The organism is Promicromonospora sp. CA-289599 (genome assembly GCF_050936155.1).
Lineage (GTDB): Bacteria > Actinomycetota > Actinomycetes > Actinomycetales > Cellulomonadaceae > Promicromonospora.
Window position 1 is genome coordinate 5372143 of sequence record NZ_JBNJNI010000001.1, and the last position, 24709, is coordinate 5396851.

The 24709-nt window shown below is 68.0% G+C and carries 18 protein-coding genes and 1 pseudogene; 15 read left to right on the forward strand and 4 right to left on the reverse strand.

The genetic code is table 11. The annotated features are described in order from the left end of the window. Positions 1 to 44: 44 nt before the first annotated feature. The 4 genes from ACQEVI_RS23930 (at position 45) to ACQEVI_RS23945 (ending at position 3679) form a co-directional block, all read left to right on the forward strand. Positions 45 to 1268, forward strand: coding sequence for an acetyl-CoA C-acetyltransferase (locus ACQEVI_RS23930; protein ID WP_432903828.1), 1224 nt, complete (start codon positions 45 to 47; stop codon positions 1266 to 1268). Further along, positions 1268 to 2395, forward strand: coding sequence for a zinc-binding dehydrogenase (locus ACQEVI_RS23935; protein ID WP_432903831.1), 1128 nt, complete (start codon positions 1268 to 1270; stop codon positions 2393 to 2395). The genes ACQEVI_RS23930 and ACQEVI_RS23935 overlap by 1 nt, the downstream gene beginning before the upstream one ends. A 61-nt stretch (positions 2396 to 2456) precedes the next feature. Beyond that, complete coding sequence (gene fabG / locus ACQEVI_RS23940) at positions 2457 to 3206, forward strand: 3-oxoacyl-ACP reductase FabG (RefSeq protein WP_432903834.1); 750 nt, start codon at positions 2457 to 2459, stop codon at positions 3204 to 3206. Continuing rightward, complete coding sequence (locus ACQEVI_RS23945) at positions 3203 to 3679, forward strand: MaoC family dehydratase (protein WP_432903837.1); 477 nt, start codon at positions 3203 to 3205, stop codon at positions 3677 to 3679. Before fabG ends, ACQEVI_RS23945 begins: the two co-directional genes overlap by 4 nt. Before the next feature lie 196 nt (positions 3680 to 3875). On the opposite strand, the pseudogene ACQEVI_RS23950 reads toward ACQEVI_RS23945, so the two are convergent. Beyond that, positions 3876 to 5414: pseudogene (locus ACQEVI_RS23950) on the reverse strand (ISL3 family transposase). A 161-nt stretch (positions 5415 to 5575) separates the two neighbouring features. Here ACQEVI_RS23950 and ACQEVI_RS23955 point away from each other — a divergent pair. From ACQEVI_RS23955 to ACQEVI_RS23965, 3 genes are all read left to right on the forward strand, one after another. Further along, the gene (locus tag ACQEVI_RS23955) at positions 5576 to 6031 is read left to right on the forward strand and encodes a hypothetical protein (RefSeq protein ID WP_432903840.1); all 456 of its coding nucleotides are present in this window, start codon (positions 5576 to 5578) and stop codon (positions 6029 to 6031) included. Positions 6032 to 6311: 280 nt separating this feature from the next. Next, positions 6312 to 6779 (forward strand): hypothetical protein, encoded by a 468-nt coding sequence (locus ACQEVI_RS23960; protein ID WP_432903843.1) that lies wholly within the window; start codon positions 6312 to 6314, stop codon positions 6777 to 6779. Positions 6780 to 6781: 2 nt separating this feature from the next. Beyond that, entirely contained in the window at positions 6782 to 10234 is a 3453-nt protein-coding gene (locus ACQEVI_RS23965; RefSeq protein ID WP_432903846.1) for a WD40 repeat domain-containing protein, read from the forward strand. On the opposite strand, the gene ACQEVI_RS23970 is transcribed toward ACQEVI_RS23965, so the two are convergent. Next, on the reverse strand, positions 10231 to 10782 hold the full coding sequence (locus ACQEVI_RS23970) for a hypothetical protein (RefSeq protein WP_432903849.1): 552 nt from the start codon (positions 10780 to 10782) through the stop codon (positions 10231 to 10233). The genes ACQEVI_RS23965 and ACQEVI_RS23970 overlap by 4 nt on opposite strands. A 551-nt stretch (positions 10783 to 11333) precedes the next feature. Next, positions 11334 to 11720 (reverse strand): hypothetical protein, encoded by a 387-nt coding sequence (locus tag ACQEVI_RS23975; protein ID WP_432903851.1) that lies wholly within the window; start codon positions 11718 to 11720, stop codon positions 11334 to 11336. 631 nt (positions 11721 to 12351) lie between these two features. Between ACQEVI_RS23975 and ACQEVI_RS23980 the strand changes: the two genes are divergently transcribed. The 4 genes from ACQEVI_RS23980 (at position 12352) to ACQEVI_RS23995 (ending at position 17067) form a co-directional block, all read left to right on the forward strand. Continuing rightward, entirely contained in the window at positions 12352 to 12636 is a 285-nt protein-coding gene (locus tag ACQEVI_RS23980; protein WP_432903854.1) for a DUF805 domain-containing protein, read from the forward strand. A gap of 290 nt (positions 12637 to 12926) precedes the next feature. Further along, a complete protein-coding gene (locus ACQEVI_RS23985; RefSeq protein ID WP_432903856.1) occupies positions 12927 to 13379 on the forward strand; it encodes a hypothetical protein in 453 nt (150 codons plus the stop codon). Between the two features lie 53 nt (positions 13380 to 13432). Continuing rightward, a complete protein-coding gene (locus ACQEVI_RS23990; RefSeq protein WP_432903859.1) occupies positions 13433 to 15208 on the forward strand; it encodes an esterase/lipase family protein in 1776 nt (591 codons plus the stop codon). 239 nt (positions 15209 to 15447) lie between these two features. Further along, a complete protein-coding gene (locus tag ACQEVI_RS23995) occupies positions 15448 to 17067 on the forward strand; it encodes a hypothetical protein (protein WP_432903861.1) in 1620 nt (539 codons plus the stop codon). Here ACQEVI_RS23995 and ACQEVI_RS24000 read toward each other — a convergent pair. Beyond that, positions 17027 to 17605 carry a hypothetical protein gene (locus ACQEVI_RS24000; protein ID WP_432903864.1) on the reverse strand — a complete coding sequence of 193 codons (579 nt, stop codon included), beginning with the start codon at positions 17603 to 17605 and terminating at the stop codon, positions 17027 to 17029. The genes ACQEVI_RS23995 and ACQEVI_RS24000 overlap by 41 nt on opposite strands. Positions 17606 to 17718: 113 nt before the next feature. Between ACQEVI_RS24000 and ACQEVI_RS24005 the strand changes: the two genes are divergently transcribed. The 4 genes from ACQEVI_RS24005 (at position 17719) to ACQEVI_RS24020 (ending at position 24664) form a co-directional block, all read left to right on the forward strand. Continuing rightward, positions 17719 to 18189, forward strand: coding sequence for a hypothetical protein (locus tag ACQEVI_RS24005; RefSeq protein ID WP_432903867.1), 471 nt, complete (start codon positions 17719 to 17721; stop codon positions 18187 to 18189). Positions 18190 to 18400: 211 nt separating this feature from the next. After that, positions 18401 to 19417 (forward strand): hypothetical protein, encoded by a 1017-nt coding sequence (locus ACQEVI_RS24010; protein WP_432903870.1) that lies wholly within the window; start codon positions 18401 to 18403, stop codon positions 19415 to 19417. Next, positions 19414 to 21066 (forward strand): DNA polymerase Y family protein, encoded by a 1653-nt coding sequence (locus ACQEVI_RS24015; RefSeq protein WP_432903873.1) that lies wholly within the window; start codon positions 19414 to 19416, stop codon positions 21064 to 21066. Before ACQEVI_RS24010 ends, ACQEVI_RS24015 begins: the two co-directional genes overlap by 4 nt. After that, positions 21059 to 24664 (forward strand): error-prone DNA polymerase, encoded by a 3606-nt coding sequence (locus tag ACQEVI_RS24020; RefSeq protein WP_432903875.1) that lies wholly within the window; start codon positions 21059 to 21061, stop codon positions 24662 to 24664. Before ACQEVI_RS24015 ends, ACQEVI_RS24020 begins: the two co-directional genes overlap by 8 nt. Positions 24665 to 24709 lie beyond the last annotated feature (45 nt).

A 24709-nucleotide genomic window follows, 5' to 3' on the forward strand; every position in this document is an offset into this window, starting at 1 on the left:
GTCGTACCGTCGCACCACAGCTCAGTTCAGCTCAAGGAGGAGTTATGACCGAGGCCTATATCGTCGCGACCGCCCGATCGCCCATCGGGCGGGCGCACAAGGGGTCGCTGAAGGACGTCCGTCCGGACGATCTCGCCGCCATGATGGTCGCTGCCGCCGTCGAACAGGTGCCGGGGCTGGACCCGGCCCGGATCGACGACCTGCTGCTCGGCTGCGGCCTGCCGGGCGGCAAGCAGGGCATGAACATGGCCCGGATCGTCGCGGTGCTGTGCGGCTGGGACACCGTGCCGGGTGCCACCGTGACGCGTTACTGCAGCTCCAGCCTGCAGACCACGCGCATGGCGTTCCACGCGATCAAGGCGGGCGAGGGTGACGTCTTCGTGTCCGCGGGCGTCGAGTCCGTGAGCTCGTTCGCCACCGGGTCGAGCGACTACATCCCGGGCGTGGACCTGACCAACCCCGTGTTCGCCGACGCCCTGGCCCGCACCGAGAAGCGTGCCGGGTCCGGGACCGGGTTGTGGACCGACCCCCGCCTGGAGGGCGTGCTGCCCGACGCGTACATCAGCATGGGCCAGACGGCGGAGAACGTCGCCGCCCTGCGCGACGTCACGCGCGCGGACCAGGACGAGTTCGCCGCCCGCAGCCAGCAGCGCGCGCAGGCCGCGATCGCGGCGGGTTTCTGGGCCCGGGACATCACGCCCGTCACCCTCGCTGACGGCACGGTCGTCTCCGCCGACGACGGCCCCCGGGCCGGCACCACCGTCGAGACGCTCGCGACGCTCGAGCCGGTGTTCCGCCCCGACGGCACGGTCACCGCGGGCAACGCCTGCCCCCTGAACGACGGCGCCGCCGCGCTCGTGATCGTCTCGGACCGGGTCGTCGACGAGCTGGGCCTGCGGCCGCTGGCCCGCATCGTGTCCACGGGGGTCAGCGGCCTGTCGCCCGAGATCATGGGCCTCGGCCCCGTCGACGCCAGCCGGCAGGCGCTGGCCCGCGCGGGTCTCACCGTCGACGACATGGACCGCGTCGAGATCAACGAGGCGTTCGCCGCCCAGGTGATCCCCTCGGCGCGCGAGCTCGGCATCGACGAGGAGAGGCTGAACGTCAACGGCGGTGCGATCGCCGTCGGGCACCCGTTCGGGATGACCGGGGCGCGCATCACGTCCACCCTGATCAACGCGCTCGCGGACGCCGGAGGCCGGTACGGTCTGGAGACGATGTGCGTGGGCGGCGGCCAGGGCATGGCGATGGTGCTGGAGAAGCTTTGATGCGGATCACCGGTGCGGTGCTGGAGCGTTGCGGCGCGCCCGCGCCCTATGCGGAGTCCCGGCCGGTGACGGTCGGGTCGCTGGAGCTCGCCCCGCCGGAAGCGGGCGAGGTCCTGGTGCGGATCGAGGCGGCCGGGCTGTGCCACTCCGACCTGTCGGTCGTGGACGGCAACCGCGTGCGGCCCGTGCCGATGCTGCTCGGTCATGAGGCGGCCGGCATCGTGGAGGCCACCGGTCCGGGGGCGCGGCTCGCGATCGGGCAGCGGGTGGTGATGACGTTCCTGCCGCGCTGCGGGGAGTGCGCCGGGTGCGCCACGGACGGGCGTCTGCCCTGCTCCGTGGGGTCGGCGGCCAACGGAGCCGGCACGCTCGTGGGCGGCGGACGGCGGCTGACCCGTCCCGTTCCGGCCGGCGGGGTCCCGGCCGGCGGGGTCCAGGAGGTGCACCATCACCTCGGGGTGAGCGCGTTCGCGAGCCACGCCGTGGTGTCCGAGACCTCGGTGGTCCCCGTGGACGACGACGTCCCGCCCGACGTCGCCGCCCTGCTCGGCTGCGCGGTCCTCACCGGGGGCGGCGCCGTCGTCAACGCGGGGCGGCCCGCACCGGGCGACCGGGTTGCCGTCGTGGGCCTGGGCGGCGTCGGCATGGCGGCGCTGCTGGTGGCCGTCGCGCTCGGGCACGAGGTGATCGGCGTCGATGCCGTGCCCGCCAAGCTGGAGCTGGCGCGCGAGCTGGGCGCGGCGATCGCCGTCGGGCCGCAGGAGGCCGCCGAGCAGGGGCTGCGGGCCCCCGTCGTGGTGGAGGCAGCGGGTTCGGCCCGCGCGTTCGAGACCGCGTACGCCCTCACCGCACCCGGCGGGACCACGGTCACCGTGGGGCTGCCGCACCCCGACGCCCGGGCGAGCATCTCGCCGCTCAGCCTCACCGCCGAGGCCCGCACCGTGGTGGGCTCCTACCTCGGGTCGGCGGTGCCCAGCCGCGACATCCCGCGCTACGTCGAGCTGTGGCGGGCCGGACGGCTGCCCCTGGACCGGCTCGTCTCCGACCGCATCACCCTGGACGACCTGCCCGCCGCGCTCGACCGCCTCGCCTCCGGTGCGGCGCTGCGGCAGCTCGTGATGTTCTGACCCCGTACGTCGCACAACGACGTTCACGCACCGAAGTTCACGCAACGAGAGGAAACCCCTGATGACTCGTACAGCCATCGTCACCGGAGCGGCCCGCGGCATCGGCGCCGCCACTGCCCGCCGGCTCGCGAAGGACGGCTACGCCGTCGCCGTCCTGGACCTGCTGGAGGACCAGGCCAAGGCCACGGCGGAGGCCATAGTGGCCGACGGCGGCCGCGCGCTCGCCGTGGGCGTCGACGTCGCCGACGAGCAGTCGGTCGCGGACGCCGTCGCACGCGTCACCGCCGAGCTCGGCGCGCCCACCGTGCTGGTGAACAACGCCGGCATCCTGCGCGACAACCTGCTGTTCAAGATGTCCGTGGGCGACTGGGACTCCGTGCTCGGGGTGCACCTGCGGGGTGCGTTCCTCATGACCCGGGCCGTGCAGGCGCACATGGTGGAGGCCAAGTTCGGCCGCATCGTGAACCTCTCCTCGACGTCGGCGCTCGGCAACCGCGGCCAGGCCAACTACTCGGCCGCCAAGGCGGGTATGCAGGGCTTCACCAAGACCCTGGCGATCGAGCTCGGCAAGTTCGGTGTCACCGCGAACGCCGTCGCCCCCGGGGTGATCGAGACCGACATGATCCGGGAGACCGCCGAGCGCATCGGCGTGCCGCTGGCCGACTACCTGGGCGTGGCGGCCAAGGACGTCCCCGTGGGTCGCGTGGGTCAGCCCGAGGACATCGCGGGCGCCGTGTCGTTCTTCTGCGCGGAGGCGTCCGGGTTCGTCTCGGGCCAGGTGCTGTACGTGGCGGGCGGGCCGAAGGCGTGAGCGGCGATGGGGGCGGCGTCATCACCGTCGACTCGCCGGCCGCGCTCGCCGACGCCGTGGGGCGGACGGCCTCCGGTGACTGGTTCGAGATCACCCAGGAGCGGATCAGCGCGTTCGCCGACGCGACCGAGGACCACCAGTGGATCCACCTCGACGCCGAGCGGGCGGCCGCCGGGCCGTTCGGCTCCACCGTCGCGCACGGGTACCTCACGCTGTCGCTGCTGTCGCACCTGGCGGCGCCGCTCATCTCGGTCGGCGGGGCCGCCATGGTGATGAACTACGGCCTGGACCGGCTGCGGTTCCTCGCCCCGGTGCCGGCCGGCTCGCGCGTGCGGGCCCACACCGAGATCCTCTCCGCCGACCCGGGGTCCACCGGCGTGCGGCTGGCCGCCAAGGTCACCGTGGAGATCGAGGGCTCCGAGAAGCCGGCGCTGGTCGCGCACACGCTGTCGCTCTACGTGCCGGAGGCCTGAGCGCTACTGCCAGGGCTGCCGGGCTGTCGCGAGCGAGTTCGGCGGCACGGCAGTCCGGAGGCGAGGCCCAGAAGTGAGGTAGCCCCGGGTGGCAGGTGCCAGGTCCGTTGAAATTTGTTCGCCCTGGCCCCGTGTAATGCGTCTGTCCAGTTTTCGGCTCTGTCGCTCTTCCGGTGGTCGGTGGCGCGGACCGTGGTCAGGGTTGCAGGATGCGGTGACAGAGCAGGTCGAAGCTGGCGCGGCCGTACATCTGCCGCTTGAGCATCTTCGTGCGTGTGTTGACGCCTTCGGTGCGTCCGTTGTGGTGCTCGGTGGTCAGTGCGGCGGTGACGGCGTCGAGATCCTGCTCGATGCCACGGACGAAGGAGTGCAGGTGAGGTAGGTCGGTGTCCTTGATGCGGCCGATCCACGTGGTCAGGGCCTCGGCGTTCGCCCTGTCGGGGACGAGCAGGCTCGCGAAGGTGCGTACGAGGTCGGCCAGCGCGGTCATCTCCGGGCAAGATGCGACGAGCTCGCCGAGGCGTTCGGTCTGCCGATCGGTGAGGTTGGCTGGCCGGGTCAGCTACAGCATGGCGGCGCGACGCTGTGACAGGTGGGGGTGGTCGTCGAGGTGCCGGTTCTGGTTGAGGTAGCGGTAGAGCAGGTTCTGACTGCCGGTGTAGCCCTGTTCGCGGATCTCGGTGAGAAGTTGTTGCACGCTCGCCCCGGGCTCGGCCTGGCGGCGTTCGCGCAGGTGCCCGCGGTAGGGGTCGACCAGGCAGGCCCGGTAGCGCGGCGGTCGGGCGACCTGCTCGGGCTTGGTCGCACGGTCGTACCGTTTGACGGTGTTCAGCGCGACCCCCAGGCGGCGCGAGCAGTCCAGCAGGCCGACGCCCGCGGTCCGTAAGTCGTGGACCTGGTGCCACCGTTCGAGCGTGGTCTCGGCGATGCGCCCCTCGCGCAACCCGGTCGCGGTCGCGGCAGCCCAGCACGCCGAGTGCGCGGCGACTTCTTTGGCGACGGCTTCGCCGAGGTTGTGCCATAGATGCCACCGGTCGGCGACCTGGACTGCGTCGGGCAGTGCCTCACGGATCGCCTGTGCGTAGACCGCGGATCCGTCCCGTGCGACGACCTCTACGCCGGGGTGATCAAGAAGCCACTGCTTGACGACGTCGACGCCTCGGCCCTCGATGACGTCGACCCTCCGGCCGGTCTCGGCGTCGATGAACACGGTCGCGTACACGTGCCCGCGGCGCAGCGCGAAGTCGTCGATTCCCAGCACGCGTGGGACCACGACCTGCGGCAGCTGGATCGCGCGTAGAACCCGCAGTGCGGTGTCCCTGCCGACGTCTACCCCCATCGCGGGCAGCAGCCGGACCGCGGCCCGGCCCGCGAGCTCGGTCACGACCCGCGCGATGGTCCCGGCCAGCCGGGTCGTGCGCCGTTGGTAACGCTCCAGCACACCAGGAACCTGCTCCCGGAAGGTCCTGCGCGTGCAGTCCGCGGCCTGGCAGACCAAGCGTCGGATCCGCACGCGCAGCTCGACCCGGATCCCGGCGACGGGCAGATCGGCCGGCGACCGCTCGTGCCACGCATGCAGCCGGTCCGACGGCTTCCCGCACACCGGGCAATCGACCGGCCCACCCGCCGTCACCGCGGCCACGACCAAGCCGCCGCCCCGCTCGGTCACGCCCTCGACAACCAGCCCATCAAGCCCTCGAAAAACAGCCCTGACCAGCGCCTTCGCATCACCCATGGCCGATCATGGCACACCGTCAGACTGGCTCAGGACCAACCACCGAAAGAGCGACAGAGCCGGAAAACGTACAGTCCCACCCACCATGTGAATGATCGAGGCTAGGGTGATAAAGGCGTCCGGTACGGGCGGTATGCCGCCTCCGCCGGTACCGTCAAGCTATGGACCTATCGGGGGACGGCCGAGAGGCGGTCGAGCGCGAGTTGCAGCGAGCCTCGGACCGTATGAGATGGCAAGCTGACACGGCTAAGGCTTTGGCTGCGCTGTTTCTCGCAGCTGCTTGTGGGATCGGCGGTGCAGCCTGGCAGACTGTCGGCAGTACGCCGCTGTCTCTCGCCGGCGCGCTAGTTCTGGGAGCGTCGGCTGTCCTGGCGCTGACCACATTTGCGGTCGACACTCGCGAGTCGCCCGTCGTGGAAGAGATCGTCGCCGCCGCGATGGTCAGCGGCAGCGACGTGGCGCGGTACTTGTTCGCCAACGCAATCCTGAGCACGCAGCTGAACGAGCGGTATGTACGTCGGACAGTCCTTCTGGGAGCGTTTCAAGCCTTGGCCGCCGTGAGCGGGGCGGTACTACTCGCGCTCGCCCTTCTCATCGGAAGCGTGCCCAATGCCTGAGTCTGTCTTCCACCTGAGGCGTATTGGGTCCGGATTCCTGAGACTGCCTGGAGACCGAGCTCACCGTGAAGCACTCATGGAGCGCGCCCTGCAGCTAGCGGGTCTGGACGAGACCGAGCCCGGATCCGATCCTGTTCAGGAAACGCAAGCCAGAGCCGACTCTCAGGTAGCGCCCCCGGTGCGCTCCGCCTCTGACGTACGAGGCGAGGACTCGCCCAAACTTACTGGTTTGGTTGTTGATGCTACGAAGGCTGGCTTGTTGGGGACGAACGTGTGGCACGTGCCAGCGCAGTCCACGTTCGAACTGGCGGCGAGGACGGACTCGGAAAGGCCTGCCAGGGTGGATGCTGGCCATGGCTTGCGGATCGCCCGGAAACCACTTCCCAACGAATTGGCACACATCAGCATTGAGGTTCCGGCGGAAGCAGCTTCACCGGAGCATGTCCTCCGGGTTGTAGTGGGTCTCGAGCACAATCCGCAATTGATGCTGTTTGCCCTGGTTTCGGATGATGCAGGCTCAAGCGTTCTGACCTCAGAGATGACAGTTCCTGTGGCGAACGTGTGGCCCGACTTGTTGGTCGACCTGTCTGCGGTTCGTGTGACCGATCTGAAGAGCGAGGACCTACGTGCGATTCCTCGCAGCGTGGCAGCCGCCAGCGTGCGGTGCAAGGAGGCATGGCGTCGGCTCGCGGCTGTATCGGAGGTCGATGACTCGGTGCGAGATGCCATCCGTGCGGGTCTGAAGTAGCCGTGACCGAGATCGAAGATCCGTTTGCGCAGACCGGAGGCGAAGCGGCGCTCTTCAGCGAACTGGTCGGGAGCCGCCAGCTATGGCTCAGCCTGTGCCGCGAGGTCGCAAGTGGCGACGAGGACGCTACCAAGCGGCTGAACTCCTTGGATTCCCGCGAGGCTCGGGCACTCTCGTCCCAGGGGCGAGCATCGTCGACATCCGGCGATCCGCTTGAGGTCCCTGTGTCGTCGTTTGACCGGGCCGTTGGCGAGGTAATTCGGGACCTTGCATTCAGCCTCCGCGGCCTCCAACTCGAGCCCGAGCCGGTGAAGAGAGCCCTTGTCCACTTCGAGAGTGCCGGTTTGGTTAGCGCTGGCTCTAGGGCGCCACGCGCCCCGGCCAAGAGTCACGGGCACGTGGTAGCTGACGCCGCCGTGGAACTCGTGATGTCATCGGACTCCCCGGCGCGAGGCTTCGTCGAACTACTTATCGCAGAGCTGATGTCGGCACGGGCTCGCGCTGTCGCTGACGTCAGCGTGCCAGTGCTCTTCGGCGGGGAAGGGCAGGAGATAGACGACGACGGGCGTTCCGCACCGGGAGCCTCAGGCCACCTGACGCTTGAACGTCTCGCGGTTGGTCCGGCCGGCCTGCATCCAGACCCGTCCGTCATGGGCTTCCTCGAAACCGACGCTGCGATGCACGAGGCAATACGCAATGCGTGGGCCACCTCCCGCCTCGTGGGTTCCGACACCTGCGTAGTGTGGTCATTGCGCCGAAACTCCGACACCCACGATCCTGTGACCTCGGTGGGCGGAGGCTCGCTCGGCGGGGCATTCGCCGTCGCCCTCGACGAACTAGCCACACGCACCGGACTAGTGCGCAGTCTGATGAACCGCTACCTGCTCGATCCTCAGGCGGCCATAAGTGCGTCGATCGACGAGAGCGGGCGCCTGCACACGGTCTTGGGCCTGCCAAACAAGATCGAGGCGGCAGAGCGATCCACACTCAACGTCGTAGTCGCGTCTGAATGCGTCAAAGAAGCTCAGCGTGCCGTACGCACCGGGATGAACGTCAGGGTGCAGCACGCCGCAAATGTGCCGGAGGCAGTCCGTGTTACGCGAACGCACGCCAATCCCCGATTCCGCTGGGCCGTTGGAACGGCAACCGTTCTTGCACTGACGTTGGGTTCGGCAGTGTTCGGGATCATCGATGCTCAAGGAACTGCACGGGTGGAATCGTTCGCGGCAAGGCTGGCCTCGCAAGCCGTCACCCTGGCAAACAGCGATCCCCGCCGCGCAGCATTGTTTGCGCTTGCGAGCCATGAGCTGCACCCGAACGACGACTCACAGCAAGCGATGGCGGTGGTCGCGCAGAACAACCTCAACGTGACGGGGTCGGTGAAGGCAACCGACGGCAATATCGCGGACGTTGCTGTCAATGAATCGACATTGCTGGTCTCCGATGACTCGATGTCCGTAAAGGTGCTGTCCTTCCCGGACCTTGCACGGATAGGTGAAATAAAAACGGAAAACCCGGATGTCCAATTAGCGGCTTGGGGGTCGACGGAGTTTGCGCTCCTCGACGGTGATCAGCTCAAACTATATGCAAGCGACCAGCGCGGGCTACCGGTACTTGTCGAGACCGTCGACGTGCCCTTCGGTGGTGATGATTCTCTTGGAGCGCCTGAAGTTTTCGGTCCGTTTGTCGATCGTTTGGGTGGAACGCTCGTCATTGCTGAGGACCTGCGCGGCATTTACTGGTCCGCGGTTACCCGGGAGGCGATCGAATTTAATCTGAAGGACGATGCGTGGCTGGCGGCCAACTCGTCCGAACTGGTTCGCGTCACGGCCGCAAGCGGGTTCGGACCATCACTTGAAGCGGGTGTCAGTGGCGATCGGCCGTCGCCGACCAACGAGTCGACAGGCGAAGCCTTCCTCTTGGCAACCAACCTGGGCCAGCTCATCGAACTGCATCTCACGCAGTCGAGCCCAGACGACCCGTGGAGGGAGGACCCCGTTTCAGTGTGGTTGGACCAGCGGCTCCTCCAGGAAGATCGTGGCACACGAATCACAGCGCTGGGCTGGTTCAACGACGAACTCCTCATTGGTACCGACGCCGGCATCAGCGCGCGGGATCTGAACACTGACCGGGAGACTGCCTTTCCGTTCGGTGGTCTGAACGAGGCCGTCGGCGCGATCGCAACTCACACCGGTACGTTTTCTCAAGTGGCGGCTGCTCAGACGGCGTCAGGAGTCACGCTCTTGTCACCTACGGACAGCACGTCGCTGAACAACACGACGCAACTCGCTGCTGGCCGGGACCCTGTGCTGGCAGTCACCGCCGCAGACGACCAGACATGGGTCGCAGGTCGAGCGGGCGGTGTCGTCGCCGTCATTGATGCGGGCAGTCACACCACCGATCTGAGCGGTGACTATTCAGCGAAAGTGATCGCGCAGGACGGCACGCTGCTCCTCTCACAGGGAGATCAGCAGCGGGCGACGGGCCTAGCCAACTACGATACTGCTGCCCAGGAATGGATTGAGCGTGGCTACGATCTTGGTGAGGCCCTCTCGGAACTGCCATTCCTGAACAGCGTGGCGGGTGACGGTACGTTCGCCGTGGCAGGTGGCCACGTTCGTGGGTCGGGCGGCATCGTGATCGCCTGGGAGAGGCCGGAAGCTGAGCCGCACATCCTAGAGTTCGCCGTTCCGGATGCTTCGGTCCCCTCGACGGATATCGTCTCTAAAGTCGCCTACGACGCTGAAGCGGGAGTGATCGCCGCATTCAACGTCCTCGACGGCGCCGTCGCTTTATGGTCGACCACGACATGGAAACGGGTCGGCTACGTTGAGCTACGCCAGGGGGAAACCACAGGCGGATCCTCATCCAAGATGTCTGTGTCCGCGGACGGCTCGCGACTGGCGGTGACTGTTGACAAGAAGATCTCGGTGATTGAGACCGCAACCGGGAAGGTCCTCTCGTCATTCCAGGGCGACCGCGCAGAGATCTCGCCCGATGGTACCCGGCTGGCACTGTGGGGCGCCGAGGGCGCCGACGTGACGTTTGTGAACGACAAGGGCGTGAAGGTCGCGCGGGTCGAACTACCCGTGTCACCACACGTGGTTGCCTGGTCGCGGGACGGATCACGGTTCGCTGTGGCCGACTGGGACCGATCTCAGATCGCGTTCGTGAACACCTCGACTTACCAGGTCGAAGGCTACCCGTGGCGAAACCCAGGTGGCCTGGTCCCTACTGAATTGTTGTGGACCGATCAAGGGACGTTGCTAGTCGCGAACGGTGCAATGTCGGACGGATTCTTCACCGCTTCTGGCCTAGAAATGATCGACACGGCGAAAACGACATGGCTGGATCAGCTCTGCGCGCTTGCCCCGGTGCCTCTCACAGAAGCCGAGTGGACGAGCGCTGGCGGCCAGGGAATCACTGCACCCGACCCCTGCAATACGAAGAGCTAATCGACAAATCGCGCCGCCTTGGGATCGATCGGTTCTTCCAGCAAATACGCATCGCCCTGCGCAGAGACCCAAATACCAGCGCCGGTCTCGCTGTTTTCACAGCGGATGCCGTCGCTGTGACTTGTACATGCGGAAGTGCCGCTCTTGAGCGTAGTTCCGACTGGCAGCACTGCGTCACCTAGAATTCCCCACCCATTGAGGGCCGCGAAATCGGTACCCAGAGACCAGTTGTTGTAGTCGCTGATCTCGGCCCAGGCCGCGACATCGCCGCCGCACTGGAAGGTCGCCGTATCAGCTACAACGATGGCATTTACGCCGATACCCGACAACTCATCACAGAAGCCGCGGGGTAACGTGGCGAACAAATCGTTGGAGGTGCACAATGCTCGGGTGGCCGACGCTTCATCATCGCGATAAATGGAACACGATGCATTGCCAGACGGATGCTTAAAGTCTGCGTGCTCGAAGCGCGTGACATCGACTGTCTCATCTCGAACGACCAAGCGGGGCTCGGAGAGCTCGGACCGGCCAGCCGTGGCCACGTCCAAGTCTGCCTCCCACTCGACAAGGTGGGTGCAACACCCAGAGGTGGCATGCCACCGGACGAGAGCGCCATCGGGGGCCGGGGTGATTGCGTCCACAACCCGTCGCTCATCGCGCTGTTCCGTCGGCGGAAGCTCAACCTCTGCTACGACGCGGGGACCGGGCCCGATCACGACAACCGAGTCCGACATTGGGTACCACCCGTTGCCACACCGCAAGACCGCGATATACCACTCGTTCCCACCTTGAGCGAACAACCGAGGCGGGAGGGCTGCATCGAAACCGTGCGCACCCGGGACCGAAAGACCTGTCGTTAAGCCATCGGGCGGCGTTGGTACCCCAGGCGGCGACTCATTGGCGTCAGACGCTGGATCCGGGATCTCTGCGCAGGTGACGGAGGCATCCAGCCCGGTGAACGCGAACGGGTCGAGAGGGGACGCACTCGGAGTTCCGACGGTCGAGGAAGGAACTGGGGGCTCGGCATCAGTATCGGACGGGCCGGAGCACGCCACGCAGAACGCGATGAGCAGAATCGTGCCGGCCCGCCAGAGCCGGGTCACAGGTCCTCCGGTCCGGACACGTAGGTCAAGTCATCGAGAGTCAGTACTCCCTCGCGCATCCGGAACACTCCCGTCCAGGTGACAGCGTCAAATCCGGCTCCGGAGTAGTCGACGATGGTGGCTTGCACGGTGTCGCCATCCGAGTGCCACGCTTGTACCCTCCGGTGTTCGCCACCATGGGGCGGCCCGAGCTCGACGTCGCTGAGATCAATCGACCCGAGCAATGTGGGCCCCGGGCCGTAGAGGACGACAACCTCTGGCCACGCCACACCACCGGTGTGGCAATCAAGCAAGGCGAGGTACTCGGGCCCTGTCCCGGTGAGGTCTGTCGCAAGATGTCTGGGTTCGCCGTCAGCGTCACGTGAGAGAAGGACGCCCCCCATCTGGTCAGGGATGAGCGGAAGCGACCCGCCGACGAGAGTGCCTGCAGGGTGTCCGCAGGCGGAAGGAACCGGCGCGGACTCTAGATCGTCAACGACGAGTGCGGCCTCCTTGCGGGTAGGTTCCGATGCCGCCGTCGACTCACTTAGCTCGTCGTCAAATCCGCCGGAGCACCCTGCGGCAACGACAGCGACGAATACGGTTGTGGTGCAGAAAACGGATGCGGCGCCGATGCGGCGCCGAGCGTGAATGCCTGCGCTCGTCAACTCAGTCCTCACCTGTTGCGTAGGTCTGGGGAAGTTGGCTCTTGCCGTTGGCACATGTTTGAACCGTGTCTCTGTCGACGTGAATCGCGACTGTGAGTTCTGTCGAAGTTCCTATGAGGATCGGATCGCCAAAGTGCCGATCCTCTGGGCGCCGCGATCGCATGTGGCTCTGCAGGGAGGCTAGCGGCATTGGCCCTGCCTGTCCTCGTTCGGAATGGAGTTCACCCGCACGCCTGCTTGAGCGGTCGGGTCGTAGGTAATGAGGGTGAACCTGCAGTTCACCCGACACGAACGAGCCCGAGACCTGGCGGACCACGGGCGCTCCGCCATATCTTGTGAACCCATCGAGTCGAGGCAAGGGGGCGAGATGTCATTTCACGATGCGGTACGCATCTGCCTGACGGAGAAATACGCCACATTCTCCGGACGTGCGCGCTGGAGCGAGTATTGGCTCTTCATGCTGTTCTATGCCATCGTCCTCAGCGTCTGCGTGATCTTGTCGAACCTAACGATCGGGACTGAGGGCGAGGGAAATTACTTTACCTTCGTTCTCCTGCTCCCACTCATGGCGGTCATATTGCACGCAATCGCGGTAACGGTGCGCCGCCTGCACGACACGAACCGTTCAGGTGCCCACATTTCCTCAACCTGATCCCCCGTGGGATCGGTTCGGTCTTCCTGCTCGTATTCACCGTGGAACACGGCGCGCTGAGTTCAGACCAATACGGCCCTGGCCCCAGTGGGTCCAGCAAGGTTGAATCGCCCTGCCCTTCGGGTTGCTGATTGAGATTAGGATCGTCGCCAAACCGGTGCAATTCACGCGCGTTAGCTAGTTCCGGGCGAGGTATTTGTTCCGGGGCAGAAGCGTTCGTTGCTTCGAGGGCCGCAATGGAAGTTCCTGGCTGAATCTAGATCAGATCGACGGAGAGGCGGCTGAGTTGCATGGGGGACGACATGGCATGGAGACGGAAGCGACGCTCCACCGTGATCGTTGTTGCGCTGGTACTGCTTGCAGGCGTTTCGACGGCCGTGTGGCTTCTGGCACGGGGTGCGAACGCCGACGCCGGTACCTCAGCGGACTCATCACCACCAGCGGGAACCGCTCTTTCGGCCGATGACAGAGCGATGCTTGAGGCCTCGCTGGTCTCAGAGGATTCACAAGTGGTCGCTGCCGTCCTTGCTGCCGGATTCGATGACGCCTATCTCGCGGACGGCGGAGGCCCACTGCTTCCGCCCGGTTCCACCATCTCGATCGATCCGAGCACTTTCGCCCACGGCGCCGAGCTCGCCAGCGTCGATGCGGAATTGACTGGTCCAGAACCAGGATCGTGGCAGCTCACCCTTGCCTACCAGGACGATGCCTGGCTGGTCGTGAATGCTGTGCCGGCCCCATGACCAGCTCAGGCGCGAAGCGCTCCATATGGACGGCCCTAACGACCATTGCTGTCGTGGTCGCCTTGAACGTATTTGGCAGTACGACGGCGACCGCTGCTCCGCGGGCCTGCCAGAAGGCTGACGCGCGCCAGGCCATCGTCCTGGTCCATGGCTACAACTCCGGACCGAGCACATGGTCCGCAGATTCCCTTGCATACCTGACCGCAGACAACGGCCGGTACTGCTACTCATTGTTCGACTACTCAACCGAGTCGACCTACTGGGTCGACGACGGCGCCGTAGGCACGGACCGCATTAGCCGGCGGCTCGCAGAGCACATCAAGGAGCTGGCAGGCATATCCCGAGCGGCTGGCGGCTCAGGGAAGGCCATCGTGGTCGCTCACTCCATGGGAGGGCTCGCGACTCGATGCGCGCTGGACGCGGCCTGCTCAGGGGTGAAGGGTGTCGCCAACCAGGTGGCTGGCGTGGTCACCATCGGCACACCGCATCAAGGATCCTTCCTGCGTGCACCTCTCAAGACAGAAGCCATGCAGACCGCCGCCGCGATCATCGTCGCCTCCTGCATCAGGCGCGAGGTCTCGTGCAACTACGCCAGGGCTATTGCGACATCTGACGCCGCCCGGGCATTTGCACCGGGCTCCGACGAACTGACTTCACTACCGGAGTTCCCGCAGACCGTGCCTGTGTTCGCTATCGCCGGCTCAGTGAAGTTGCAAAGCAAGATCTTCTACAAGGCGCTGACCATCGAGGTCGGTGACCTGATCGTCGGAACCAGCTCCGCGACAGCACGCAGCCAGAAGGTCGACGGCATCGGCGGCACGGCGGTGCATGACTGCGGAACACTGGTCTACACCAGCCTGATCGACAACTCCAACGTGACCAGTACCCTCACGGACACCAGCGATCGGCTGTGCTGGCACTCCGACCTCACTAGCGATCGCGCTGTGCTGGCCGACACCCTCCACGTGATCACAGCTCTCACTGACCAGCTCGATGCTTCCCGGATTCCCGCCGACTTTCTGAACACGACCTATCCCGCTGGGATATGCCGCAACGTCGCACCCCAGCGCGTCGTCGACGGTCAGGCGCGGGGAGTGACTGAGGGCGATCCAGAAGGAACACTCGGGATCCTCGGCGTCGAACCGGTCCGTGGCCAGATCGACGGCGACGGGCAAGAGGATGCAGCAGTGCTTGTCCGGTGCCAAGGCGAGCTCGTGTACCCCTATAACCAGATCTGGGTTTGGCGCACGAGCGGGGGCGCTCCGATTCAACTCCCAGCGATCGCCTCAACCGAGCGGGGCCCGTTCTACGAAGTAGTCGAACTTGATGACGAGACCGTGACCGTACGGCAGGGTGCCACCGTCTTCGGCGACCCGAATTGCTGCACATCGGCAGTCGCTCGTGTCACATGGTCCGTGACCGGCAACGCGGCCTCTGGCCCGGTCACCGTCGTAGCCGAGGCCGGTGACTACAATCCAGCGAAGGGCTTCGCCGCTGCGTTTGCTTACGGCTGGGACATCTCTGAGGTGGCGACTCCCGAGGTCCGTGCACAGGCGGAGGCGTCGCCATACTTCGGTGCCGCGCAGGCCGATCGCGAGCCAGAGTGGGTCAGCGACCCCCAAGGCGACGAGTGTTTCGTCGGCGATGTTGTGCTGACCTGCGAGGTGGTCTTACTCCTTGGCGGGGATCAGGTAACGTTGACGATGTCAGGGGTTCTGCCAGCTTCCCAGACCGGCATGGATTCCCCTGAGTACATCGATGCCTACTACAACGGTCTCGACCCGGAAGCCCCGTGGCGCGCCACGACACTCACGATCTCGCCGTCATGACGACGCGAGGGTTCGCACGAGTGCATGGAACAGAACAACGCCCGCGTGGGCAGATGCCCATCGCCAATGTGCTCCTCGGACCTACGGACATGGTGCTCCGAGCGACGATCCCAGCTGTCCTTATGGTGCTGTGTCTTGTTGTGGCCGGCTGTACACCGAGCCCCCCGGACGAGCCTGAGCCGTCTGCCTCGAGCAGGTTCACAGCGAGTGTCGATCCCTCCAGTGAAACGAGGCTGGACGTGCCCGGCCAGGTGCGCGTCGTCATTCCTGCGGGAGCTGTCTCGGCGCCTGGAACGCTTGAGGTCACTCCGGTGTCGGTCTCGGAGCTGACAATGCCTCCAGGAGAAGGTGTCGGCGTCATCGGTGCCTGGGAAATCCAACTGAAGGATGCCGAACTCACCGGAACGGCGAGCATCGAGTTCCGGGCCAGGGGAGATGACGACCTGATCCCGGCCGGCGCGGCGTACGTTGATGAGCAGACGGGGCATTGGCACCCCTACGAGACCGACCTCAGCGAGTCGGGCACGAACGTCGTCGCCCAGGTGGACCACTTCTCAGTACACCTTGAGTGGGGCTGGGTGAAGGACAAACTTCGCGCCGCAGTCGGGCGAACGGTCAACTCGTTCGGCCGAGCAAGCGGTGCGGACCAGCCGACATGCCCGGACGAGGACGGACTTCGGTCAGACGGTGCGAGCGTGGTGTCCGACAGCGGTACACGGGTCAAATGGTGCGCGGGCAGGGAAGGCGATCAGCAGGTGCTGAAGATCGCCAACGCACGGAACTACCCGGTCGAGGTCTATCACGGCCGCTGGACAGCCGACGAAGTCCAGCCGTCATTGGGATTGTTCGACACGGTGGTGCACGCGCTGGACGACCAAGCGTTGCCGGGACCCGACGTGTTCATCCTCGGACCAGGGCAGACCGCGGTGTTCACCGCGCCTCTGGGCACCACCGAGACGGTGACCATCGATCCTTCGATACTCGGCTGGTCACTTGGAGGCATCATGCTCGGCGTCGAGGTGTACACCGCAGTAACACGCCTGCTTCCAAGCGCCATAGCAGACCAGGCCGTCGCCGCAGAGGAGTTTGCCCGTCTGCTCGAACGACCGCAGTGCCTCGACGGATTCACCGGCTTGTTCCGCGCGGATACGGAGATGAGCGCCGCAAACGTCGCCGATATCACGACGACGGCCGTGACCTTTACGGTCAACTGCCTCAGTGGCGTCGCGGTGGCCGGAGTAGCAGGCTGGGCAATCAAAGCAGTCGCGGCCGCAGCGAGCGCGGCGCTCACAGCAGTTGAGCAGGTGGTGTCCGGGATGCAGATCCTCATCGAGCCCGGGAGCGACCGCAACGGCTACCAGGTGAAAGTGACATATGCGGCGACCGAATGGGCACTAACGGCGCAGGCGATCGGACCGGTGCGCCTCGGCATGACCGCTTCGGAGCTACAGGCCCTAAACGGCATCGCTCTCGACACCTCAGGAGCAGAGATCGGTTCGCGGGGATTTCAGCCCGAGGGTGCCCAACCAGGGGTCGCAGGCTTCGCACGAGGCATCGACGAGATCGAGAAGGTCTGCGCGTTCCTTCCCGACCCGTACTTCAGCGGGACGGTTGAGGGGGTCGGACCTACCCGTGGCTTGGTGACTGAGACCGGTGCACGACTGGGCCACACCAGCGCCGAGCTCGAAGCCATCTACCCGGACGGCGAATGGGCCGATGTCTGGGCGCCATGGGGCACCGTCCCGCGATTCGTCGTTGCCGAGGACGGGCTCTTCATGTCATTCGGAACGACGGGCGAATACGTGACCGAGGTCGCCATCAGCACTCACGATCAGCCGATTGGGTGCGTGGAGAACTGATCGACCCTGCGTCGTCGAGTAGCCGCGCCGACATGGCGAGCGGCTGGCGGTCCGGGCGGGTGGCACGTCGTCGGATACCCAGGGCGGTTTCAAAGTTGTCGATAAGTTCCGACTCCAGGCTTTCGGCCTGGTCCGACGTCGTCGTCCTCCAGCAGACCAGCAATCGGGCGCTGTCGGCGAGCTGCCAGATGTAGCGGCCTCCCCAGTGAGCGACAGCTTTACCGGACCCGTGGCGGCGGTACTCATCCAGGCGCTTCTGCAGGGTGCGCCGCCCATGGGCGCCGCCGGTCGCTGTCCCGATGTACACGACCGAGGCCCCGGTGATCCAGTTGGATTCCAGCTTCGCCAGGATGACGGACGGGTCACGCCCTTTGAACCAGCCCGCAGGGTTCACGTTCAAGAGCTCCGGAGCGTCGATCGTGTCCCGCACGATCACGTAGACGCCTGGTTCGTTCGGAACTTCGGCTTCTGGGAGGTCTGCGAACGGCACGAGGCCGCCAAAGCCCGCTGCACGCAGCCCTGCCGTCGTCCATTCCACGAGACCAGGGTAGGGCCGACGACGCAGGCGCTATTCTCGCCTGACCGTCGGTCGGTCCTGGACCGGGTAGGCACGCTGGGGCTGGGACCGTGCCCTGCTGGGAGGGAGTGCTCGTGGCGCCGTTCATCACGCTCGACAGCCTGGACCTCGGTCCGGAGGATCTGGCTGCGCAGTTGCCTTTGTGGGTCCAGCTCAGGCGGGTCGTGGCGGGTCCGGACCGTCCGGACTATGTCGTGTGCGTCGCGGTCCGTCCCATCGGATACAGCACCACGCTCGACCAGCTGAACTTGGCGGGGAACCAGCGTGGGCAGATCGAGGACGACCTCGTCGTCGAAGAGACCGGTGACGGGCGCCTGACCCTGGCGGTGCCGGCGTTGGTGATGGCGGCCCGGATAGCGGGGCAGCAGGCCCATGCGGGCATGAGCGGCTTTCCCGTCAACCTCGCATACGTGCTGCACTCCGATGTGTTGCGCGACGAACGGCTCGATTTCGGCAAGTGTCTTCCGGTAGGTGTCGGGTTCGTCACCGACCACGGCGAGCTCGACGAGGCGCGGGTGAACGCGCTGCTGGGAGGGTCGTCCTGATGGTCGAGTTCCGGCGGGTGGTCCCGTTTTGACCTCAACACGCATGAGGGTCGTTTGATCGCTCAACAGCGCGGAGGCCCCGCAGTGTTGCGAGGTCGATGGTTTGACAGGCATGCCCCGCGAGATGTGTACTGGTGTTCTATCGAACAGGCGTTCGATGAGGTGCTCGACCGATCCGGTCACCACCGGCAGACACCATCGCTGGAGGGTCATGACCGTTGTAAGCGCGTCCTCGGAGGCGATCGCCCTCGACGGCGATGTCGACGACACCGACGACACCGCCGCTACCCGGCACGCACGGGCGCTCGCAGCCCTGCGGTCCGCCGAGGTGCGCACCGGCGTACGGAAGCAGGCCACGGCCGCACGGCCCGTCCAGGCGGTCCGCCCCGAACCCCTCGCTGAGCGCCAGGCCGACCGCGCAGCTGACCGGTCCGCCGACCGCCTTGTCGACCGCCCAGCCGACGGGGACACCCGAGTTCTACCGGTGGACCCGCGCCTCGCGTCCCTCCTGCCCGACGGCGGCCTGCGCGCCGGCACCACGGTCGTGGTCCAGGGCTCGACGTCGCTCCTGCTCACGCTGCTCGCCGAGGCGTCCCGCGACGGTGCCTGGACGGTGCTGGTCGGCTACCCGGCCGCCGGCATGGCCGCAGCGGCCGACGCCGGGTGCGACCTGGCGCGCACCCTCGTGGTGCCGCTGCCGGCCGGGTCGGGCGTCGACGCGCCCGCGGTGCTCGCCGCACTGATCGACGGCATGGACATCGTCGTGATCGGGCCGGAGGTCGCGCTGCTGGACCAGGACCGCCGTCGGCTGACCACCCGGGCCCGCGACCGCGGAACGGTCCTGGTGGCTACTCTCCCCACCCCCGCATCAAGCTCGTTGAGTGCTGGGTATTTGCCCCTCCAACGGCCGTCAACAGGGCAAAAATCCAGCACTCAACGAGGGGTGGGGGGTGTCGGGTGGGTTGGGGCGCACGTGGTGCTTCAGGCGACCGAGGGGGACTGGGCGGGGGTCGATCACGGGGCTGGCTGGTTGCGGCGTCGGACGCTGCGGGTGCGACGCACCGGGCGGGGGAACGCGGCGCGGCCCCTGCACCTGGACGTCGAGGTGCCGGTATGCCGGGCGGTCGGCGGAGGAGTGGCCGGCGTCGTCGAGCCTTCCGCTGGTCAGGGCTCCGTGACGGGGTCGCCTGACGAGGGCTCTCGTCCGCGGCTGGAGCTCGTCGGATGACCGACCGTTCCGGCCCCACGACGGCGGGAGCGGCCACCCGCACCGCCTGCCTCTGGGTGCCCGACTGGCCGGTCGTCGCGGCCCTGGTCGTCGCCGGCCTGGGTCCCGAGACGCCCGCGGCGGTGACGGGTGGTCCCGGCGGGCGGATCGTCGCGGTGTCCGCACCCGCCCGCAGCGCCGGGGTGCGCCGCGGCATGCGCCGTCGTGAGGCCCAGGGCCGCTGTCCCGACCTGCAGCTCTGGACCGCCGACGACGCCCGCGACGCCCGCGAGTTCGAGCCGGTCGCCGTGGCCGCCGAGACCGTGGTCTCCGGGCTGGAGATCGCCCGCCCCGGCCTGCTCCTGCTGCCGTCGGGCGGGGCGGCGCGGTACCACGGCTCGGAGCGCGACCTGGCCCGCGAGCTGACCGAGCAGGTCGCCGTCCGCACCGGTCACGAGTGTCAGGTCGGGGTCGCCGACGGGTTCCTGGCCGCGGTGCTCGCGGCCCGCGAGGACGCCGTCGTGCCGCCGGATGCCTCGCGGGACTACCTCGCGCCCCGGCCGGCGGCCGTGCTCGTGCACGCCCGGCCCGGAGACCGCACTCTGACCGAGCTCGTCGACCTGTGGCGCCGCCTCGGCATCCGCACCCTGGCCGAGCTGGCCGCGCTGCCCGACCCCGCCGTCGCCGCCCGCTTCGGCGACCTCGGCGTCTGGGCGCAGCGTCTCGCCAGGGGGCAGGACGTGCGGCCGCCGGCCCGGCGTCGGCTCGAGGAGGACCTGACCGTCACCGAGGAGCTGGACCCGCCGGCGCACCGGGTCGACGTCGCCACGTTCGCGGCCCGCCGCCTGGCCGAACACCTGCACGACGACCTGAGCCGGAGCGGCCTCGCCTGCGGGCGCCTGCGGATCACGGCGCGCGCCGTCGACCCGGTCACGGGTGAGGCCCGCACCCTGGAACGACTGTGGCGTACCGACGACACGCTCGGCGGGCTGTCGGCGGCCCGGATCACGGACCGGGTGCGGTGGCAGCTCGAGGGCTGGCTCACGGCGTCGTCCCTCGGGAAGGGCGAGGCGCCCGCGCCGATCGCGGGCCTGACCCTGGCTGCCGAGGAGGTCGCGCCCGCCGGGGCGCTGCAGCCGCGTCTGTGGGGGCCCGGCGCGGGCGAGGACCTGCGGGCGCGCCGCGCCGTCGAGCGGGTGCAGGCGCTGCTCGGCGGCGACGCCGTGCTCACCGTCCGGCTCCAAGGGGGTCGTGATCCCCGGGACCGCGTCCAGCTCGTCCCGTTCGGAGAGCAGGTCCCGCCGGAGCGTGACCCCGACCGGCCCTGGCCCGGCGCCCTGCCGCCGCCCGCGCCGTCCGTCGTGCTGCCGGAGCCGGTCCCCGCGCACGTGCTCGACGACGCCGGGCGACCCGTCGTCGTCGACGTGCGGCTCGCGGTCAGCGGGGACCCGGCGCGCGTCGTCGTGCCCGGTGAGGGGGCGTGGGGCGGGATCGACGCCGTCGTCGTCGACTGGGCGGGGCCGTGGCCGGTCGCCGAGCGATGGTGGACACCGCAGGGCAGGCGCCGCGTGTTCCTCCAGGTGGTGGCGGACGGCGTGGCGGCTCCGACGCTGGGCCTGCTGCTGTCGTCGTCGGCGGGGGAATGGGCGCTGGAGGCGCTCTATGACTGACGGTGTGCCGACCGGCGGAGTGCCGTACGCCGAGCTGCACGCGCACTCCGCGTTCAGCTTCCTGGACGGTGCCTCCCACCCCGAGGAGCTCGCGGCCGAGGGTGCGCGGCTCGGGCTGACGTCGCTCGCGATCACCGACCACGACGGGCTGTACGGGGTGGTGCGGTTCTCCGAGGCGGCGAAGAAGGTCGGGCTGAAGACCTCGTTCGGGGCGGAGCTGCACCTCCCGGCCCCTGCGGGCGCGAACGGCGCACCGGTGCTCGACCCGCCCACCGGGACCCCCGACCCGCGCGCCACGCACCTGCTCGTGCTCGCGCGCGGCGAGCACGGCTACCGCAACCTGTCGAGCGCGATCGGCACCGCGCACCTGGACGCGGGCGTCAAGGGCGCGGCCACCTACACGCTGGAGTCCTTGGGCGAGAAGTCGGCCGGCGAGTGGCTAATCCTCACGGGCTGCCGCAAGGGCGCCGTCCGCCAGGCCCTGACGGCCCCGTTGAGTGCTGGGTATTTGTCCTCTCAAAACGTTTCGACAGGGCAAATACCCAGCACTCAACGGTCTGGGGGGAGCCGGACCGACCGGCTGGATCGGGCTCGGTGGGAGGTCGGGCGGCTTGTGGACGCTTTTGGGCGGGGGAATGTTGCCGTCGAGATCACCGCCACCGGCGACCCGCGTGACGCCGACCTGCACGACGCGCTCGCCCTGCTGGCCGAAGAAGCACGCCTGCCGCTGGTCGCCACCACCGCCGCGCACTACGCGCGCCCCCGGGACGCCGACCTCGCCGGGGCGCTCGCCGCCGTCCGGGCCCGCTCCTCCCTGGACGACCTGGACGGCTGGCTGCCCGGCGCGCCCACCGCCCACCTGCGCAGCGGCGCGGAGATGGCGCGCCTGCACCACCGGCACCCGCAGGCCGTGCCGACGGCGGCGGCGCTGGGCGAGGAGTGCGCGTTCGACCTCAAGCTCATCGCCCCCGACCTGCCGCCGTACCCGGTGGAGCCCGGGTACACCGAGGCGTCCTGGCTGCGGGAGCTCACCTACCAGGGTGCGACGAAGTACTACGGCCCGCGTGAGAGCAACGTGAAGGCCTGGACGCAGATCGACCACGAGCTGAAGGTCATCACCGATCTGCACTTCCCCGGGTACTTCCTCGTGGTCTACGACCTGGTGAGGTTCTGCCGGGAGCAGGGGATCCTCGCGCAGGGACGGGGCAGCGCCGCGAACTCGGCGGTCTGCTTCGCCCTGGGGATCACGGCCGTGGACGCGGTGAAGCACGGGCTGCTGTTCGAGCGGTTCCTCGCACCGGAGCGGGACGGCCCGCCGGACATCGACATCGACATCGAGTCGGTACGGCGCGAGGAGGTGATCCAGTACGTCTACGAGAAGTTCGGGCGCACGCACGCGGCGCAGGTCGCGAACGTCATCTCCTACCGGCCACGGTCCGCGGTGCGCGACGCCGCCCGCGCGCTCGGCTACGACATCGGGCAGCAGGACGCGTGGTCCAAGTCGATCGAGCGCTGGGGGTCGCTGAAGCCCCAGGCGACCCCGACCCCGACCCCGACGCCGTCGGCCGGACCGCAGAACAAGACCGCCGCCAAGGATGCCCGGACGGCTGTGCTGTGGGGGCCGCGGGAACCGCGCCCGCACGTCGGGCACCTGGACGGCGGACGGGCCGGTCCCGGGCGCACGAACGCGGGCAGCCCCGGGATCTTCGTCGACATGCTCGCCGAGGAGCCGCGTACCCCGGGAGAGCCCCGGCCGGCCCGCGCCGACGACTCCCACGACGTCGTGCCGTTCCGCACGCCGCCGTCGGCCGCGGAGGAGGGGGAGATCCCCGACGACGTGCTCGACCTCGCCGACCGGATGCTCCGCCTGCCCCGCCACCTGGGCATCCACTCCGGCGGCATGGTCATGTGCGACCGGCCGGTCATCGAGGTCGTCCCCGTGGAGTGGGCCCGCATGGAGGGGCGCACGGTGCTGCAGTGGGACAAGGAGGACTGCGCGGACGCCGGGCTGGTCAAGTTCGACCTGCTGGGCCTGGGCATGCTGACCGCCATCCGGTACGCGTTCGAGTTCATCGAGGAGCACACCGGGAAGCGTTACGAGATGCACGACCTGTCCGACGACTCCGACCCGCTCGTGTACGACCTGCTGTGCGCCGCCGACACCGTCGGCGTGTTCCAGGTGGAGTCGCGCGCCCAGATGGCGACGCTGCCGCGCCTGCAGCCGCGCGAGTTCTACGACATCGTCGTGGAGGTCGCGCTCATCCGGCCCGGGCCCATTCAGGGCGGGTCGGTACACCCGTACATCGAACGGGCCCGCGGACGTCAGGACGTGACCTACCCCCACGACCTGCTGGAGCCAGTGCTGAAGCGAACCCTCGGGGTGCCGCTGTTCCAGGAGCAGCTCATGCAGATGGCGATCGCGGTCGCCGGATTCTCGCCCAAGGAGTCCGACCAGCTCCGCCGCGCGATGGGGTCCAAGCGGTCGCAGGAGCGCATGGAGGAGCTGCGCGAGCGGTTCTACGCGGGGATGGCGGCCAACAAGGTCGAGCCCGACAAGCAGGACGAGATCTTCGAGAAGCTCAAGGCCTTCGCCGACTTCGGCTTCCCCGAGTCGCACGCCTACTCCTTCGCGCACCTCGTGTACGTGAGCTCGTGGCTCAAGGTGCACCACCCGGCCGCGTTCTACGCGGGGCTGCTCGCGGCCCAGCCCATGGGGTTCTACTCGCCGCAGTCCCTGGCCGCCGACGCCCGCCGGCACGGGGTGCGCGTGCTGCGGCCGTCGGTGACGCAGTCGCGGGTGCTGGCGAGCGTGGAGCGGGTGGATCCTTCTTCGCTGGTCGAGCCTGTCGAGACTCCCGTGGCCCACCTCGTCCGGGCCGACCCGGCGCTCGCGGTCCGCATGGGGCTGGAGTCCATCCGTGGCATCGGCAAGGACAAGGCGGAGGAGATCGTGGCGGCGCGGGTCTCGACGGGCTCGACCAGCGGTTTCCGGGACCTGCGGGACCTCGTCCGGCGGGTTGAGCTGTCGACGGCGCAGCTCGAGGCGCTCGCCACGGCAGGCGCGCTGGAGCCGCTCGGCATCGACCGGCGGGAAGGTCTGTGGGCGGCGGGCGCGCTCGGCCAGGAGGGGCCGACGACGCTGCCCGGCGTCAGCGTCGGCGTCGAGGCCCCGATGCTGCCCGGGATGAGCGAGATCGAGCTGTCCCAGGCCGACGCGTGGGCCACCGGCGTCACTCCCGACTCCTATCCGACGCAGCACGTGCGCCCCGGGCTGGAGGCGGCGGGGGTGCTCACCGTGGCGCAGGCGATAGCCACCGAGCAGGGGCGCCGGATCGCCGTCGGCGGGGTGGTGACGCACCGGCAGCGGCCGGGCACGGCCGGGGGAGTGACCTTCCTGTCCCTGGAGGACGAGACGGGACTGCTCAACGTGATCTGCAGCGTCGGGCTGTGGCAGCGGTTCCGGAAAGTCGCGCGGTCGGCGCAGGCCATGGTGGTGCGCGGGCGGATCGAGGCGGCCGACGGTGCGGTGAACCTGGTGGCGGAGCACCTGGCGACGCTGACGCTGACCGTCCCGGCGCGGTCGCGGGACTTCCAGTAGCCGACGACGACGGCGGCGCCGCCGTCCGTGCGGGAGCCTGGCCGG

Excerpts from the sequence above, each read along its gene's own strand:
- ACQEVI_RS23930 (WP_432903828.1), top strand. The coding sequence starts at position 45 with ATGACCGAGGCCTATATCGTCGCGACCGCCCGATCGCCCATCGGGCGG.
- ACQEVI_RS23980 (WP_432903854.1), top strand. The coding sequence starts at position 12,352 with ATGTCATTTCACGATGCGGTACGCATCTGCCTGACGGAGAAATACGCC.
- fabG (WP_432903834.1), top strand. The coding sequence starts at position 2,457 with ATGACTCGTACAGCCATCGTCACCGGAGCGGCCCGCGGCATCGGCGCC.
- ACQEVI_RS23975 (WP_432903851.1), bottom strand. The coding sequence starts at position 11,720 with ATGGGGGGCGTCCTTCTCTCACGTGACGCTGACGGCGAACCCAGACAT.
- ACQEVI_RS24015 (WP_432903873.1), top strand. The coding sequence starts at position 19,414 with ATGACCGACCGTTCCGGCCCCACGACGGCGGGAGCGGCCACCCGCACC.
- ACQEVI_RS24020 (WP_432903875.1), top strand. The coding sequence starts at position 21,059 with ATGACTGACGGTGTGCCGACCGGCGGAGTGCCGTACGCCGAGCTGCAC.
- ACQEVI_RS23935 (WP_432903831.1), top strand. The coding sequence starts at position 1,268 with ATGCGGATCACCGGTGCGGTGCTGGAGCGTTGCGGCGCGCCCGCGCCC.
- ACQEVI_RS23985 (WP_432903856.1), top strand. The coding sequence starts at position 12,927 with ATGGGGGACGACATGGCATGGAGACGGAAGCGACGCTCCACCGTGATC.
- ACQEVI_RS23955 (WP_432903840.1), top strand. The coding sequence starts at position 5,576 with ATGGACCTATCGGGGGACGGCCGAGAGGCGGTCGAGCGCGAGTTGCAG.
- ACQEVI_RS24010 (WP_432903870.1), top strand. The coding sequence starts at position 18,401 with ATGACCGTTGTAAGCGCGTCCTCGGAGGCGATCGCCCTCGACGGCGAT.